Origin of the sequence: Aminobacter sp. MET-1 (assembly GCF_026521175.1) — a bacterium.
Classification (GTDB): domain Bacteria; phylum Pseudomonadota; class Alphaproteobacteria; order Rhizobiales; family Rhizobiaceae; genus Aminobacter.
On record NZ_JAMSHL010000002.1, the window covers coordinates 412,869 to 425,271 of the forward strand.

Annotated in this window: 14 protein-coding genes; 6 read left to right on the forward strand and 8 right to left on the reverse strand. The window is 63.6% G+C overall.

Annotated elements, in window-relative coordinates:
- Nucleotides 1-34 precede the first annotated feature (34 nt).
- Genes NDO48_RS04655 through NDO48_RS04665 form a run of 3 tightly spaced genes read left to right on the forward strand, consistent with a single transcriptional unit; the run spans nucleotide 35 to nucleotide 2,045 of the window.
- Complete coding sequence (locus NDO48_RS04655) at nucleotides 35-985, forward strand: glycine betaine ABC transporter substrate-binding protein (RefSeq protein WP_267320900.1); 951 nt, start codon at nucleotides 35-37, stop codon at nucleotides 983-985.
- Nucleotides 982-1,692 carry a L,D-transpeptidase gene (locus NDO48_RS04660; RefSeq protein WP_267320901.1) on the forward strand — a complete coding sequence of 237 codons (711 nt, stop codon included), beginning with the start codon at nucleotides 982-984 and terminating at the stop codon, nucleotides 1,690-1,692. Before NDO48_RS04655 ends, NDO48_RS04660 begins: the two co-directional genes overlap by 4 nt.
- A 44-nt stretch (nucleotides 1,693-1,736) precedes the next feature.
- Nucleotides 1,737-2,045, forward strand: coding sequence for a hypothetical protein (locus tag NDO48_RS04665; protein ID WP_018427770.1), 309 nt, complete (start codon nucleotides 1,737-1,739; stop codon nucleotides 2,043-2,045).
- A gap of 15 nt (nucleotides 2,046-2,060) precedes the next feature.
- Here the strand turns inward: NDO48_RS04665 and NDO48_RS04670 are convergent, their stop codons facing one another.
- On the reverse strand, nucleotides 2,061-3,389 hold the full coding sequence (locus tag NDO48_RS04670) for a DNA polymerase IV (RefSeq protein ID WP_267320902.1): 1,329 nt from the start codon (nucleotides 3,387-3,389) through the stop codon (nucleotides 2,061-2,063).
- Between the two features lie 100 nt (nucleotides 3,390-3,489).
- On the opposite strand from NDO48_RS04670, the gene NDO48_RS04675 reads away from it, so the two are divergent.
- Complete coding sequence (locus NDO48_RS04675) at nucleotides 3,490-4,032, forward strand: GNAT family N-acetyltransferase (protein WP_018427772.1); 543 nt, start codon at nucleotides 3,490-3,492, stop codon at nucleotides 4,030-4,032.
- Between the two features lie 6 nt (nucleotides 4,033-4,038).
- Here the strand turns inward: NDO48_RS04675 and NDO48_RS04680 are convergent, their stop codons facing one another.
- Together NDO48_RS04680 and NDO48_RS04685 are read right to left on the reverse strand one after the other, a co-directional pair.
- Nucleotides 4,039-4,590 carry a DUF924 family protein gene (locus NDO48_RS04680; RefSeq protein WP_026227154.1) on the reverse strand — a complete coding sequence of 184 codons (552 nt, stop codon included), beginning with the start codon at nucleotides 4,588-4,590 and terminating at the stop codon, nucleotides 4,039-4,041.
- Nucleotides 4,591-4,592: 2 nt separating this feature from the next.
- Complete coding sequence (locus NDO48_RS04685) at nucleotides 4,593-6,449, reverse strand: monovalent cation:proton antiporter-2 (CPA2) family protein (RefSeq protein ID WP_267320903.1); 1,857 nt, start codon at nucleotides 6,447-6,449, stop codon at nucleotides 4,593-4,595.
- A 263-nt stretch (nucleotides 6,450-6,712) separates the two neighbouring features.
- Here NDO48_RS04685 and NDO48_RS04690 point away from each other — a divergent pair, with 263 nt between their 5' ends.
- The gene (locus NDO48_RS04690) at nucleotides 6,713-6,979 is read left to right on the forward strand and encodes a hypothetical protein (protein WP_018427775.1); all 267 of its coding nucleotides are present in this window, start codon (nucleotides 6,713-6,715) and stop codon (nucleotides 6,977-6,979) included.
- Nucleotides 6,980-7,048: 69 nt separating this feature from the next.
- Here the strand turns inward: NDO48_RS04690 and NDO48_RS04695 are convergent, their stop codons facing one another.
- The 4 genes from NDO48_RS04695 to NDO48_RS04710 form a co-directional block, all read right to left on the reverse strand.
- Nucleotides 7,049-7,603 carry a hypothetical protein gene (locus NDO48_RS04695; RefSeq protein ID WP_267320904.1) on the reverse strand — a complete coding sequence of 185 codons (555 nt, stop codon included), beginning with the start codon at nucleotides 7,601-7,603 and terminating at the stop codon, nucleotides 7,049-7,051.
- A gap of 72 nt (nucleotides 7,604-7,675) precedes the next feature.
- Nucleotides 7,676-8,749, reverse strand: coding sequence for a YcjF family protein (locus NDO48_RS04700; RefSeq protein ID WP_267320905.1), 1,074 nt, complete (start codon nucleotides 8,747-8,749; stop codon nucleotides 7,676-7,678).
- Complete coding sequence (locus NDO48_RS04705) at nucleotides 8,746-10,221, reverse strand: YcjX family protein (RefSeq protein ID WP_267320906.1); 1,476 nt, start codon at nucleotides 10,219-10,221, stop codon at nucleotides 8,746-8,748. Before NDO48_RS04705 ends, NDO48_RS04700 begins: the two co-directional genes overlap by 4 nt.
- Nucleotides 10,222-10,303: 82 nt before the next feature.
- Nucleotides 10,304-10,807: a SixA phosphatase family protein gene (locus NDO48_RS04710; protein ID WP_026227155.1), complete on the reverse strand. Its 504-nt coding sequence runs from the start codon at nucleotides 10,805-10,807 to the stop codon at nucleotides 10,304-10,306.
- A 244-nt stretch (nucleotides 10,808-11,051) separates the two neighbouring features.
- Between NDO48_RS04710 and dksA the strand changes: the two genes are divergently transcribed.
- Nucleotides 11,052-11,468, forward strand: a complete 417-nt coding sequence (dksA, locus tag NDO48_RS04715; RefSeq protein ID WP_026227156.1) for an RNA polymerase-binding protein DksA — start codon at nucleotides 11,052-11,054, stop codon at nucleotides 11,466-11,468.
- Between the two features lie 74 nt (nucleotides 11,469-11,542).
- Here the strand turns inward: dksA and NDO48_RS04720 are convergent, their stop codons facing one another.
- A complete protein-coding gene (locus NDO48_RS04720; protein ID WP_267320907.1) occupies nucleotides 11,543-12,268 on the reverse strand; it encodes a flagellar biosynthetic protein FliO in 726 nt (241 codons plus the stop codon).
- Nucleotides 12,269-12,403: the final 135 nt, after the last annotated feature.

Consider the following 12,403-nt stretch of genomic DNA (forward strand, 5'->3'; position numbering starts at 1 on the left):
CTGCCGGACAGCGGAAACGAGGCTGGCGGTCAAGATGAAGACCCTGTTGCGTGGTATCTGCGTTGCGGCTTTGCTTGGTGGCGGGAGCGCTTCCGCCCAGGCTGCCGACATGGTCGTGGCGATGCCGAGCTGGCCTTCGGGACAGGCCACTGCCAACATCATCAAGACCGCGCTCGAAGATGCGCTGAAGATCAAGGTCGATGTCCAGGAGATGGGGACGCTTATTGCGTTCACCGGGCTGGATGACGGCGGAATCGACGTCTATCCCGAGGTTTGGCGGCCGAACTTCGATCCCCTAGTGAAGAAATATGTCGACGAACGAGGCACCGTGCATCTGAGCAAGCACGATGTCGCTGCCACCCAAGGCCTGTGTGTCACGCAAAAGGCCTATGACCAAGGCGTTCGCGACGTTGCCGATCTGAAGGATCCGGAAAAGGCAAAGCTGTTCGACACCGACGGCGACGGCAAGGGCGAGATGTGGATCGGCGCCCGCGGCTGGCTGTCGACCGACGTCGAGCGCATCAGGGCCAAGAGTTATGGTTATGCCGACACGATGACGCTGCTCGAGATGCCGGAGGAGGTCGCCATGTCGGGCATCGACGCGGCCGTGGCGACCGACAGGCCGATTGCCTTCTATTGCTACAGTCCGCACCACGTCTTCGAGCTTCACGACATCAAGCGGCTGAGCGAGCCCGCCTATGATCCGGCCAAATGGAACGTCGTGCTGCAGGCCGACGATCCGATGTGGCTTTCCAAATCCGATGCGCCGGTGGCGTGGAAGCCTTCGAGTTTCAGTCTCGCCTATGCCACGTCGCTTGCGAAGCGCTTGCCGGCAGCTGCCAGCTTCCTCGACAAGATGGATCTCGAGCCCGAGGAGATCACGGCAATGAGCTACGCCATCGAGGTCGAGCAGCAGGATCCGGCAAGTTATGCGCTGAAATGGGTGGCCGAGCACAAGGATCGCGTGAAGGGATGGCTTCAATGAGATCCGGTTCGAACGCAGACATCGGACGTGGCGTGGCCAAGTGTCGCCGGACACGGCTTTCCTGGGTGTTCTTTGCCGCGACTGCCTTGGGGCTTGGCGCGGCCCTGGCCCAGGTAGGCTCTGCCACGCAGGTCTTCGACCCCAAGACGCACAAATGGGTCAACTACGACCGCAAGAAGGCCCGCCAATATTACGCGGCCCATGGCCAGGTTCCCGAGGCTTTTCGCCGGCAGATCGTCACTTTCCGCACGGCTGAAAAGCCCGGAACCATCATCATCGATGGCAACCAGCATTTTCTCTATCTGGTGCTGCCCGGCCTGAAGGCGGTGCGCTACGGCATCGGCGTCGGCCGCGAAGGTTTTGGCTGGGCGGGCATCGTGCGCGTCGGCCGTACCGCCGAATGGCCGACCTGGACGCCGCCGGCCGAGATGGTCGCGCGCGATCCCAACGCGGTGAAGTTTGCCGGCGGCATGCCGGGAGGGCCCGATAACCCGCTGGGCGCACGGGCGCTCTATCTCTACCAGGGCGACCAGGACACGATCTATCGCATCCACGGCACGCCGGAGCCATGGACCATAGGCCTCGATGTGTCCTCGGGCTGCATTCGCATGAACAACGACGACATCGTCGACCTGCACGCCCAGGTCCAGGTGGGAGCAAAGGTCGTGGTGCTGATGCAGGGTGCTGCCCTCTACAAGGGAGTGTAGGCGGGGCCGTTTTGACAGTCAGGCGCATTCGACGAGGGGATGAAATGCGAACGATCATTGCTGCCACTGCAGGCCTGTTTGCCGCTGTCATTTCTAGCGGATGCAGTTCCACCGCACCCGAGCCGCAGGATATGGCCCGCACCACGGTCCAGACCGCGCCCGCCGACCTGCAGCTGATCTGCGCCAGCGCGGCAGCGCAGTCTGCCGGCGTCGCCGCCGACAAGGCGTTGCCGATCGGCTCGTCGCAACTCGACGCCAACCGCTATCAGGTGGAGGTAAACGCCTCGGGCCAACGCTATATCTGCGTGGTCGACAATATGGGCACCGTGTCTTCGGTCCAGAAGGCCGCCTAGGTCAAACTGCCTGGCTCAATCGTCAAGCGGTTCCGGCGGGTGCGCGTTCCTGCCCTTGCCGAAGGTATAGCCGGTCTCGACCGCCTTGCGGCCGAACTTGTCGCGCAGCGAGTCGATGGCGCCCTCGGCCAGGGCGCGCTTGCGAGATAGAAGGTCGACGAGATCGGGCGGATCGGCGCGCTGGTCGTCCGAGAGATCGCTGACGCCGATGCCGAGCAGGCGATACTTGGTGCCGTCGGTTTCCTTTTCCAGCAGTTGCAGCCCGGTCTGGAAGATGCGGTGGGCAAGCTTGGTCGGGTCGGCGAGCTGGCGGTTGCGGGTGCGCAGCTTGAAGTCCTGCGATTTGAGCTTCAGCACCACGGTACGGCCGGCAATGCCCGCCTTCTTGAGCCGCGCCGAGACTTTTTCGGACAATGCCCGCAGCACCGGCACCAGCTCGTCCGACGAGGCGAGATCCGTGTCGAAGGTCGTTTCCGCCGACACGCTCTTGGCTTCCTGATCGGGCGACACCTTGCGGTCGTCCTGGCCGCGCGACAGGTGATAGAGCCTGCTGCCCATCGTGCCGTAGCGCCGCATCAGCTCGTTGAGCTCCATCCGTTGGAGCTGGCCGATGCTGCGGATGCCGTCGCGTTCCAGCGTCGCCGCAAATGCCTTGCCGACGCCCCAGATCATCGTCACTGGCTGCTGAGCAAGGAAAGCAGGCGCCTCGGCTTCGCCGATGAGGGCAAAGCCGCGCGGCTTGCGGAAATCCGAGGCGATCTTTGCGAGGAACTTGCAGTAGGAGAGCCCGGCCGAGACTGTGATGCCGATTTCCTTTTCCACCGCGGCGGTGAAGCGCGCCAGCACCAGCGCTGGCGGCAGGGCGTGCAGTTGCTCGGTGCCGGCGAGGTCGAGGAAGGCCTCGTCGATCGACAGCGGCTCGACCATTGGCGTCAGCGCCTGCATCATCGCCCGGACTTCGCGGCCGACGCGGACATATTTTTCCATGTCAGGCGTGATGACGACTGCCTCGGGGCACGCCTCCAGTGCCTTGAACATCGGCATTGCCGAACGCACCCCATGGATGCGGGCGATGTAGCAGGCCGTCGACACCACGCCGCGCTTGCCGCCGCCGATGATGACCGGCCTGTCCTTGAGCGCGGGATTGTCGCGCTTCTCCACCGCCGCATAAAAGGCGTCGCAGTCGATATGGGCGATCTGCAGCCGGTAGAGCTCGGGGTGACGCAGCAGTCGCGGGCTGCCGCAGGCATGGCAACGTGGTCCCGAGCCACGCTGAAGGCTCAGGCAGTCGCGGCAGAAACCGTGGCTGGGGTCGTTGACAGGCATCGTCATCGCTGCGAACATAAAGAGAACAAATCGGATTTTATGCCAGCCGACCTGCGACGACAAGCCGGGGTGAGGGAGTTATGCCGTGACTGATGTCATCTCACCGTTGACCCCTGACATGTGGCCACATTTCGAGGACCTGTTTGGCAAGCAGGGCGCGTGCTACGGCTGCTGGTGCACCTATTTCCGGCTGCCGCCGGCCGCGCGCCGCGAGAGCACGCGCGAGCGCAACAAGGATCACATCAAGGCGCGCATCGAGGCCGGTCCACCGCCTGGCCTGCTCGCTTTCGAGGGTGGTCAAGCGGTTGGCTGGATGCAGGTCGGTCCGCGCGCCGACGTGCCCGAGTTCAACAATTCCGGCAGGGCGTCCGCGCCATTTTCGCCCGAAGATGCCAAGGACGCCGCCGTCTGGGCGATCTCGTGTTTCTTCATTCGCAACAAGGCGCGCGGCCAGGGCCTGACCCACCAGCTTGTCGATGCGGGTATCGCGTTCGCGCGCAGCTCCGGTGCGAAGGTGCTGGAGGCGTGCCCTATGGACCAGTCCAAGGATTCGCGCTCGGTCGGCCTTTATGTCGGCTCGAGCAGGGTCTTCGAAAAAGCAGGCTTCATCAGGGCGGCCGAGCGCAAGCCGGGCCGTCCGCTGATGCGGCTGGAGCTCTGAGCCCGGCTAGCCTGAGAACCCGCCGCTTTCCAGAAACGCGATTTCCTGCGGTGTGGATTCGCGTCCAAGCAGGAAGTTGCGGTGCGGGAAACGGCCGAAACGGGCAACGATGTCGCGATGGCCGATGGCATGCTTGGTGAAGTCTCCGCCGAGCTTCGTCGACCGCTCCAGCGGGATGTCGTGGTCGGCCAGCGTCTCCGAATGCGAGAAGGGCAGGTAGAAGAACACCCGAATCGGCCCATCGGTGGCCATGTCGTGGCCATCGCCAATGGCCTGGCGGGCGAAGTGCCGAGCCAGCGGGTCGGTGGCGTACATGTGGCCCGAGCCGCGGAAGCAGTTGCGCGGAAACTGGTCAAGCAGGATCATCAAGGCCAGCGCGCCTTCGGCATCGGCCGCCCAGTGGTCGCACTGCCGCTTTGCCGCCGCCATATGCAGGTCGCCCAGGCGCTCGCGGAAATGGCTGTCGAAGACATCGTCCTTGCCGAACCATCGTTCAAGGCCTGCCTCACGCCAGAATGCGACGACCTCGCTCGCCCGCTTCCTGTCCACTTGTGTCATTGTCAGATCCTCTCCGCCTTCTCGCCGGTTTTCTTGCTGAGCGCGTCCGCCGCTTCCTCGTTCAGAGCCTTGGCGCTGCGGCGTGGCTGCGTCAGCGGCGTCGGCACCGGTTCCGGTATGTTGCCCTGGAGGTAGTCGCCCCCTGACTGGATGTCGCCGGCGATCTGCAGGTCCAGGCGGGCGGCGTCGCGCACGCGTACCTCTTCGATCACTTCGGCGACGTCATCGGGGTCTTCTCCGAGGCGCTGCAACGTGGCACCGCCAAACATCAGCGCCGATTCGAAAGTCTCGAGCAGCTGGTAGTCTACGCCGGCACGGATCAGCTGGATCGCGGTGCCGCGGTCATAGGCGCGCGCCAGTACCGGCACCAACGGGAACTCGGCTCGCATCTGCTCGGCAATGCGCACGGCAACCTCTTCCTTGTCGACGCAGATGAGTACGGCGCGTGCCCGGCCTGCGCCGGCGGCATGGAGGATGTCGAGCCGGGTGCCATCGCCATAATAGATCTTGAAGCCGAAGTCGCCGGCCGCCTGGATCATCTCGACGTCGTTGTCGATGATCGAGACGTCGATTCCGCGTAGCAGCAATGGCTGGCTGACGATCTGGCCGAAGCGGCCGAAGCCGATGATCAGCACCGTGCCGCTGAGTTCGGCGGCGACGTCCACGCCTTCCAGCGACTGTTCGACCGGAGGCGTGATCCGGCGCAGAACAGCGATGGCCAACGGCGTCAGCACCATCGAGATGATGATGATGGCCGTCAGTATGGCGTTGGCCTCGCCGTCGATGATGCCGACCGCTAGCGCCGAGGAATAGAGCACGAAGGCGAACTCGCCACCCTGCGCCATGACGACGGCGCGCTCCAGCGCCTCGCGATGGCCTGAGCGCAGGAAGCGCGCGACGACATAGATGCCGAGCCCCTTCATGAACATGTAGATGACGACATAGGCAGCGATCATCTGCCAGTTGGCGGCGACCACGCCGAGGTCGAGCGACATGCCGACGGCAATGAAGAACATGCCGAGCAGGATGCCGCGGAAGGGTTCGACGTCGGCCTCGAGCTGGTGGCGGAAGGTCGATTCGGAGAGCAGCACGCCGGCGAGGAACGCACCCATCGCCATCGACAGGCCGCTGAGCTGCATGGCGAGCGCCGACCCCAGAACGACAAGCAGGGCAGCTGCAGTCATCACTTCGCGGGCGCGCGATTCGGCAAGGATGCGAAACAGCGGGTTAAGCAGGTAGCGCCCGGCGAAGACCAGGCCGACGATTGCGCCGACGCCGATGCCTATCTCGGTAAAGCGCTCGGCCCAGCCGGTGCCGTGGTCGGAGGCGGCGACTGGTGCGAGGAAGGCGACGAGCGCCAGCAGCGGAACGATGGCAAGGTCCTCGAGCAGCAGGATCGAGACCATGCGCTGGCCCTTTGGTGTGCCGAGCTCGCCGCGTTCCTCGAGCAGCTGCATGACGATCGCCGTCGACGTCAGCACGAAGCCCGCACCTGCGACAAAGGACTGGGATATGGGGAAGCCTGTGGCCAGTCCGACGGCGGTGAGCAATACAGCGCAAAGACCGACCTGCAGCGCACCGAGGCCGAAGATCTCGCGCCTCAGCCCCCAGAGCCGGGATGGTTGCATTTCAAGGCCGATGATGAACAGGAACATCACCACGCCGAGTTCGGCGACATGCAGGATGGTTGCAGCTTCGGAGAAGACGCCGATGCCGAATGGGCCGATGACGACGCCCGCGGACAGATAGCCGAGGATGGACCCGAGCCCGAGCCGCTTGAAAATGGGAACGGCGATGACGCCGGCCGCAAGCAGCGCCACCACCTGAACCAGTTCGCTGCCCGATGCTTCAGCTGCCATGCGTGTATCCGTATTATCAGTGATTGTGCGGCATGGGCCGCAGGAGGATAGGCAAAGATAGGTGCTTCGGAGCCTCGCGAACAGTCCACTCGGCCGTCGAATGACGACATGGCAGAATCACTGCTTGTCAGGTCCTCGTTTCCTTGGCCCCACAACCCACCATTGCGTGTGACAGGCCATGACGCTAAGGCGGACTTGGTTTCGGCCAGCGTGGGGCTGAACTGCCGCCGGCACGTCGCCGGCTACGAGGAGAGGACTTTTTGATGAAGAATGTAGTGTTTGCCGTGCTCGGCGTTGCCGCACTGGGCCTGTCGGCCTGTTCCAAGGCGCCGGAATGCACGGCCGAAACCCTGACCAAGAAGAGCCAGGAAGTTGCGGCAGCCGTCCAGGAAGCCGTGACCAAGGACCCGACCAAGGCGGCCGAACTGGCAACCAAGGTGCAGGAAGTCGCTTCCAAGTACACCGGCGCGACCACGTCGGCGGATGCCTGCAAGGCCTATGACGAGCTGCTGACCGCCATCAAGGGCTGATTTTCGCGGCGAGAATCGAAAAAGGGCGGCGCCTAAGGCACCGCCCTTTTTTGTTTGGACGCAAAAAATTCAGTTCTTGGCGATGGCGCCGACCGCGGTGTCGTCGACACGCATGAGCTTCATGCCGATGACCGGCACCAGCTGCTTGTCGACACGCACCGAAATGGTGACGTGCATGGAGTTCTCATCTGACACGCGCGCCTGCATGACGCCGTTCAGTTGGTTGCGGTTGATCGACAGGATGACCTTGCGACCGTCGACCACATTGCCTGAGACGATGTCGAGGCCTTTGCCCTCGGAGCCGTCGAGGAACGTGCCGCGATAGCCAGCGCGACCGGCCTGTTCAATCGTCGCCGACATTTTCTGGGTAAAAACGCCCACGCGGCAGCCACCATCGAGCGACATGCCGACCTTGCCATCGGGCGTCGAACCGGTGAAGTTGCAGTTGAACTTGGTGCCCTTGTACTTGCCGGCGACGATCTCGCCGGGGCCGGTCCAGGCGCCTTCCACCGACTTGAAGAACTTCTTGTCGCGTTCGGGCGACTTGACGGCTTCGGCGTGCGCCGCGCCCGACAGCGAAACCGCCATGACGGGCAGGACGGCGGACAGGAACAAGCGCTTCATAGGCACACCCGGCAACAGAAAACTGGAACGATTTGTTGCAGGGACCATGGCGAAAAATGGTTAATGCTTCGTCTATTTAGACTTGTCGGCGGCCTTGTCTTTGGTCGCAAAAGTGGTGAGCGCAGAGAGGAAATCACCCATGCCCGGCCGCTTGACGGCATCGAAGGGCAGGGGCCGCGCCGTCTCCATCGCTGCAATGCCGATGCGCGCCGTCATCATGCCGTTGACCACACCTTCGCCGAGCTTTGCCGACAGTTTGGCAGCCAGCCCGTGACCGACGATCTGCTGGACAAAGCTGTCGCCGACGGCGATTGAACCGGTGACCGCCAGATGCGCCAGCGCGCTGCGGGCCAGCCTGAAGAAGCCGAGAGTGCCGGGACGACCACCATAGAGTTCGGCAAGCCTGCGGATGAGACGGCCGGCCTCGAACACCACATAGGCGATGTCGACCAGCGCGCGGGGGCTGATCGCCGTCACCAGCGACACGCGCTTGGCGGCATCGAGGATCAGAATCTTGGCCTGCGCGTCGAGCGGCGTCAGAATTTCGGTCTCGGCCAGCCTGACCAGATCAGCACCGTCGATTACCTCGTGGCGCTGCGCGTCGAGCATCCGCCGACCGGCTGCGGTTTCGGGGCGGGCGGCAACGAACTTCGCCAATTCGTCAACGACGGCGCGCGCCTGGTGCGGATCGTTGCGTTCGATGGCGTCGGTTGCGCGATTGCGCAGGCGCTCGACCGAGGCGAGCCTGACCAGGGCAAAGAGTTCGCGGCAAAGAATGACGACCAAGGCCAGCAGCGCCACAGCAGCTGCTCCTGTCGCAAGCCAGCCGAGCCAGTCGGCGCGGCTGAACAGGTCGCGGATCAGGCGATCGGTCCACAGGCCGACGCCGAGCGAGACGAGGATGCTCGCGGCACCCAGGAAGACAGTTCCGAGCCATGACTTGCGCTTCGGCGCCGTGGCGGGTGGCGGTGCTGCCGACGCCAGGTCCGCCTCGTCAAAGACGTCGATCTCGGCCGGCGTGACCGCGACGGCCTCGACGGCCAATGCGCGAGGCTTGCGTTCGGAGCGGTCTGGCGCCTCGGGTTTCGTCGGTGAGTTTACGGCAACTTCGGGCTCGAGACGGAATGCAGCGGGCTTTCGGCTCATGCGAGATGATCTCCGATCAGGAACTGCAACGCGCGGTCGAGCCGGATATGCGGCAACGACAGCGTCACGCCTTCGGCGGTGCGTTCGAGGCGGGGCGGGCGGAAACGCACGAAGCGGATCGTCGGATCGTTGGCGTCCTGCCGATGATTGGTGCCAAAGTCCTGAAAGACGACATCCGCCTTTTCCGGCAAGTCACCGGGAAATATGGCTGTTTCGGCATTTCCGTCGAAACGTTCCTTACCGATCCGCTCGCCCTCGATCGGCGTGCCGATGATGACCTGAAGCGTCTCGCGCCCCTGCTTGACCGTGCCTTCGCGGGTGGCGCGCACGGCGGCAAGCGCCAGTACGTCGACCTCGGCGCCGGAGAGATTGGCGCGGGCGACGGCGCGGTCGGTCAGGCGCCGTACGATCGACTGTAGCCGGTCGTGGCTTTCATGATGCAGGTGGTCTGCCTTTGTCGCTGCAACCAGAATGCGGTCGATGCGCCGGGAGAAAAGGTCGGTCAGAATGTTGCCGCGACCCGGGCGGAAGCAAGCGAGGATTTCCGTTACCGCCCGCTCGAGGTCGGCAAGCGCGCCTGGACCGGCGTTGAGCGCCTGCAGCGCGTCGATCAGCACGATCTGGCGGTCGAGACGTGCTATGTGTTCGCGGAAGAATGGCTTGACCACATAAGTCTTGTAGGCCTCGTAGCGGCGCTCCATCATCGCATGCAGTGAGCCTGGCTTTGCCCTGGTCTCGCCAAGGTCGGGCAGCGGCGCAAAGGTCAGGGCCGGTGAGCCGTCGAGGTCGCCGGGCATCAGGAAGCGCCCGGGCGGCAACGTCGACAGCGCCCGCTCGTCGTCCTTACAGGCCTTAAGATAGGCGGCGAAGCTCTCTGCAAGACCGCGCGCCGTCATCTCATGTGCGGCTGCTTCCGGCTTCACCGTTGCCGAAAGCGCCCGCCAGGCCTCCGACAGATCCGAGCGGACGGGCAGGCGAGCTAGTTCGAAAGCCTCGCGTGAGAAGTCTGCATAGCTCTTGCCGAGCAGGGGCAGGTCGAGCAGCCATTCGCCGGGATAGTCGATGATGTCGATCGACAGTTTTCCGGCTGAAAACATGCGGTTCCAGCCTGAAGCTGACTCGAATTCCACGGTCAGGCGGAGCTCGGAGATGGCGCGCGTCGAGTCAGGCCAGGCGCGTTTGTCGACGAGGGCCGCGACATGATCCTCGTACTGGAAACGTGGCACCGCGTCATCGGGCTGCTCTTCAAGCAAGGCACGCGAAATGCGTCCCGATTTCTGCGCTTCGAACAGTGGCAGGCGGCCGCCATGGATCAGATTGTGGACGAGGGCGGTGATGAAGACGGTCTTGCCGGCACGCGAAAGGCCGGTGACGCCAAGTCTTAGTGACGGCGAAAACATCCCTGTCGCGCGGCCGGAAAGCGTGTCGAGGGCAATGCGCGCCTCGTCGGTAAAGGTGGTCAGAGACGCCAATCGTCATTCCCCTGAAGGTCCGGCCCCTGAAGGTCCGGCTGCATATAGGTGTCGTGACGGGGCTTTGAAATGGCTGGCGACTTCAAAGATCGGCCGGGGTTAGGAACGCTTCCAGGTAACCTTTTCCGAGCTCTGCCGCCGACAGCTCCTGTTCGAAACGGATCACGGCCAGTCCTGCAGTTGGAAAGCCGGTGTGCAGCGTATGCAGCGCCTGTTCCTCGCCGTCGCCGGTGACGGCCATCGCCAGGTCCTCCATCATTGGATTGTGGCCGATGACGAGGATCGAGCTGTGGCGGCCATTCTCGCGGATCTTGTCGAGATAGCCGGCGGCGTCAGAACTGTAGAGATCGTCGGTGAAGATCACGCGGCCGGTATCGGTGCTGCCGGCGATGCCTTCCAGCGTTTCGCGGGCACGCCTCGCATTCGAGCAGAGCGTCAGTTCGGGAACGTAGCCGGATGCCCGCATCGCGGCTCCGGTGGCTTCCGCATCGGCCACTCCGGTCGCATCGAGCGGCCGGTCGAAATCGCGCATCCCGGGGAGGGCCCAACCTGCTTTGGCGTGTCTGAGTAGAAGAAGCCTGCTCAAATCTCGCTCCCGGAAGCTCAAGCCCCCGACGAGCCTGCGCATAGTTTCAGTTCAGCATGTAACCAAGCCCCTGTCGCCTTGCAACCGGACGGTGCGTGAAAGCGTTTCTTGGGAAGAGAGTTGCAGGTCTGCCACTGCGAATCATTGGGTGTCCGCGCATGTGTGAACTTTTCGCTGAATACGCTTGTGTGAGGGTTGGCCCGCGAATATATAGGCGCCAAAACGGGGTTGTCGGGTGAGTCTAATGAACGATACCGTTGTACTTGGCTACGTGCCCTCCGAGGAGGAGCCGTTCATGAATGAGCGGCAAAAATCGTACTTCAGAGCTAAGTTGATCGCCTGGAAGAATGACATCCTGCGCGAAGCTCGTGAAACGCTCGAAATTCTGCAGCAGGAAAACGCCAACCATCCCGATCTCGCCGATCGTGCTTCGTCGGAGACGGACCGTGCCATCGAACTGAGGGCGCGCGACCGTCAACGCAAGCTGATCTCCAAGATCGACTCTGCGCTGCAGAGGATCGACGAAGGCACCTACGGATACTGTGAAGAAACCGGCGAACCGATCTCGCTGAAGCGCTTGGACGCCCGTCCGATCGCCACGCTGTCGATCGAAGCTCAGGAACGTCACGAGCGCCGCGAGAAAGTCTATCGCGACGACTGACCACTTCGCAGGCACGGAAAAAGGCGGCTTCGGCCGCCTTTTTCATTTGTGCTCCAGTCAGTCGCTGGCGCTGCTTATTTCTTCGGAGCGAATTCGCCGAGCAGGCGGGCCATCTCGTCGTCGAGCGACAGATCCGGCGCAGCCGCCTTCTTGGCCGGCTTGTCATCGAGTGAAACCTCGAGTTCCTTCATCAGCGTGTCGTCGATCTCGTCTCGGCGCGGCTGCGGCGCCGGAGGTGTCGGGGCAGGTCTGGCTGGAGTCACATAGGTCGGCGTCACCGCAGGCCGCGATGCTGCAGCCGGCATGACGGGCGTCGCAGGTACAGCTTGCACCGGGGTCGGTCGAGGCGCTTGCTGTTGCGTCGGGGCAGGCTGCTGTGCGCGCGCAGGCGCCGGTGGCTGCTGTCGTGGTGTCTGCGGGGCGGAAGGTGCGGCCGGACGTTGTGCTGCGGGAACTGCTTCGTGACCATTGTCGGCTGCGGTCAGCGCCGGGCGGCGCGGGGCAGCCATGCGGATGTCGGTTTCAACCACCACATCGGTCGGTCCGCCAATGAGGAGCAGATGTTCGACATCGTCACGGCGTACCAGAACCAGGCGGCGGTGGCTGTCGACGGCCGTGGCATCCATCACCGCGAGCCGCGTTTTCCTGTTGCGGCCGCCGGCGACGAACGTGCCGAATGTCAGGCTGCGGATCAGCTTGACGATGACAAGGACGATGACGAGCAGTACGAGCGCTGCGAAGGTCCACAACACCGCAGCCGCGTAACCGGGGCCCGCCACGCTATCCAGCCAATCAAACATTTCTACCCCCGTCTTCGAGCCGCGGCGACACTAACTCCATGCAAGTACGTACGGCAAGTTGCCATTCGAGCTTCGCAGGTAGAGCCGTGACTAAGCGCCTGATCTTGCCTCGAACTTGCGTCGCCTTCTCGTGGG